The following is a 3,034-nucleotide window of genomic DNA, read 5'->3' as shown; positions in this document are numbered from 1 at the left end:
CAGACACCGCCCCCGCCGTCACCGCCACCAGCACCCAGCGCCGTGCCCGACCCGACCCCATCGCCCCGCACCTCCCGTCCGCCGCCGCAACCCGTACCCGCGTCCCCGCCCGAGCGGTACAGTCCGGCGCGTGACGCACCCCGCAGCCCCCACCGCGCCCCGCGCCAAGGACTCCCACTGCTCGCACTGCGGCGCACCCTACGCACCCGGCGCCGCCTGGCCGCGCACCTGCCCGGTCTGCGGCGCGGCCGCCTACCGCAACCCCCTCCCGGTCGCCGTCGCCCTGCTCCCCGCCACCGGACCCGACGGCACCGGCCTCGTCGTCATCACCCGCACCATCGAACCGGCCCGCGGCGGCATCGCCCTGCCCGGCGGCTTCATCGACCAGACCGAGGACTGGCGCGACGCCGTCGTCCGCGAACTGCGCGAGGAGACCGGCATCCAGGCGGCCGCCCAGGACGTCGCCCTCGCCGACGCCATGAGCGCGCCCGGCGGCCACCTGCTCGTCTTCGGCCTGCTGCCCGAACGCCCGGCCGCCGCACTGCCGCCCTCCGCGCCCACCGACGAGACCACCGGCCACCACCTGCTGCGCGCACCGGCCGACCTGGCCTTCCCCCTCCACACCGAGGCGGTGCGCCGCTACTTCGCCGGCCGCTACACCCCCGCGCCCTGACCCGCCCGGCAGCCCTGGTGCCCCAGGCGATCACATGGCATCGTCCCAGTCAGCCGCGTCCCGCACCCACCCCCGCGACGGCGCGCGCCCACCCGCACACCTCCCGCACCACCGGGACGACACCGCACACCGCGTACCGCGCGGACCGGCGCCGCACGGCCCGTCGACCGCGTACGCACGGCCAGGGAGCAACCCGATGACCACCGAGCACCCCCAGCCCGAGCCGCTCTGGCAGCCCGACCAGGAGCGCGTCGACGCCGCCGCGGTCACCCGGTTCCAGGACTGGGCCGCAGCCCACCACGGCGCTCCCGCCGAAGGCGGCTACCCCGCACTGCACCGCTGGTCCACCGAGCAGCTCGAAACCTTCTGGGCGGCGCTCGCCGAATGGGCCGGCATCCGCTTCACCACCCCCTACGAGCGCGTCCTCGGCGACCGGACCATGCCCGGCGCCCAGTGGTTCCCCGGCGCCACCCTCAACTACGCCGAGCACGCCCTGCGCCACGCCGCCGACCGCCCCGAGGCCCCCGCCCTCCTCTACGTCGACGAGACCCAGGAGGTCACCCCCATCCCCTGGGCCGAGCTGCGCCGCCAGGTCGGGTCGCTCGCCGCCCGGCTGCGCGCCCTCGGCGTACGCCCCGGCGACCGGGTCAGCGGCTACCTGCCCAACATCCCCGAAGCCGTCACCGCCCTCCTCGCCACCGCCGCCGTCGGCGCCGTCTGGACCTCCTGCGCCCCCGACTTCGGCGCCCGCAGCGTCCTGGACCGCTTCCAGCAGGTCGAACCCGTCGTACTGTTCACCGTCGACGGATACCGCTACGGCGGCAAGGAGCACGACCGCCGCGACACCGTCGCCGAACTCCGCCGCGAACTGCCCACCCTGCGCGCCGTCGTGCACATCCCGCTGCTCGGCACCGCCACCCCCGACGGCGCCCTGGACTGGTCCGCGCTGACCGCCGGCGACGACGCCCCGGTCTTCGAGCAGGTCCCCTTCGACCACCCGCTCTGGGTCCTGTACTCCTCCGGCACCACCGGCCTGCCCAAGGCCATCGTCCAGTCCCAGGGCGGCATCCTCCTCGAACACGTCAAGCAGCTCGCCCTGCACTGCGACCTCGGCCCCGAGGACCGCTTCTTCTGGTACACCTCCACCGGCTGGATGATGTGGAACTTCCTCGTCTCCGGCCTGCTCACCGGCACCACCGTCGTCCTGTACGACGGCAGCCCCGGCTACCCCGACACCGGCGCCCAGTGGCGCGTCGCCGAACTGACCGGCGCCACCCTCTACGGCACCTCCGCCGCCTACGTCATGGCCTGCCGCAAGGCCGACGTGCACCCCGCCCGCGACTTCGACCTCTCCCGCATCGCCTGCGTCGCCACCACCGGCTCACCCCTGCCGCCCGACGGCTTCCAGTGGCTGCACGACGAGGTCGCCGACGACCTGTGGATCGCCTCCGTCAGCGGCGGCACCGACGTCTGCTCCTGCTTCGCCGGAGCCGTCCCCACCCTGCCCGTCCACATCGGCGAACTCCAAGCCGCCTGCCTGGGCACCGACCTCCAGGCCTGGGACCCCGAAGGCAAGCCGGTCACCGGCGAGGTCGGCGAACTCGTCGTCACCAACCCCATGCCGTCCATGCCCATCCGCTTCTGGAACGACCCCGACGGCAGCCGCTACCACGACAGCTACTTCGACATGTACCCGGGCGTCTGGCGGCACGGCGACTGGATCACCATCACCGACCACGGCTCCGTCGTCATCCACGGCCGCTCCGACTCCACCCTGAACCGCCAGGGCGTCCGCATGGGCAGCGCCGACATCTACGAGGCCGTCGAACGCCTCCCGGAGATCGCCGAGTCGCTGGTCATCGGCCTCGAAGAGCCCGGCGGCGGCTACTGGATGCCGCTCTTCGTCCACCTCGCCGACGGCGCCACCCTCGACGACGACCTCATCGGCCGCATCAAGCAGACCATCCGCACCGAACTCTCCCCCCGCCACGTCCCCGACGAGATCATCCAGGTCCCCGGCATCCCGCACACCCTCACCGGCAAGCGCATCGAAGTCCCCGTCAAACGCCTCCTCCAGGGCGCCGACCTCGCCAAGGCCGTCAACCCCGGCTCCGTCGACAACCTCGACCTGCTCCGCTTCTACGAGGACCTCGCCCGCAAGCGCGCCCAGCGCACCGCCTGATCCCCACGCCGCCCCGCCACCGGCCCACCGGACCCGACCCCCGTCGGCGACCGGTGGGCCGGTGGCGGGGCGGCGTGGGGATCAGGCGGGGCGCCTGACTCTTATACACATCTCCGAGCCCACGTGACGTAGCGGAGTCTCGTATGCCAGCTTCTTCTGGAATAAGAGATCAAGATCTG

At 73.5% G+C, this 3,034-nt stretch carries 2 protein-coding genes; both read left to right on the top strand.

Going from position 1 to position 3,034, the window contains the following annotated elements:
- Nucleotides 1–130 precede the first annotated feature (130 nt).
- Nucleotides 131–673 carry an NUDIX domain-containing protein gene (locus C6N75_RS29410; protein ID WP_105871878.1) on the top strand — a complete coding sequence of 181 codons (543 nt, stop codon included), beginning with the start codon at nt 131–133 and terminating at the stop codon, nt 671–673.
- Between the two features lie 196 nt (nt 674–869).
- Nucleotides 870–2,855, top strand: coding sequence for an acetoacetate--CoA ligase (locus C6N75_RS29405; protein ID WP_105871877.1), 1,986 nt, complete (start codon nt 870–872; stop codon nt 2,853–2,855).
- The last annotated feature ends 179 nt before the right edge of the window (nt 2,856–3,034 follow it).

This window comes from Streptomyces solincola (assembly GCF_002982015.1).
Taxonomy (GTDB): Bacteria; Actinomycetota; Actinomycetes; order Streptomycetales; family Streptomycetaceae; genus Streptomyces; species Streptomyces solincola.
The sequence above is the reverse complement of the archived record's forward strand: the minus strand, read 5'-3'. Positions and strand labels throughout refer to the sequence as shown.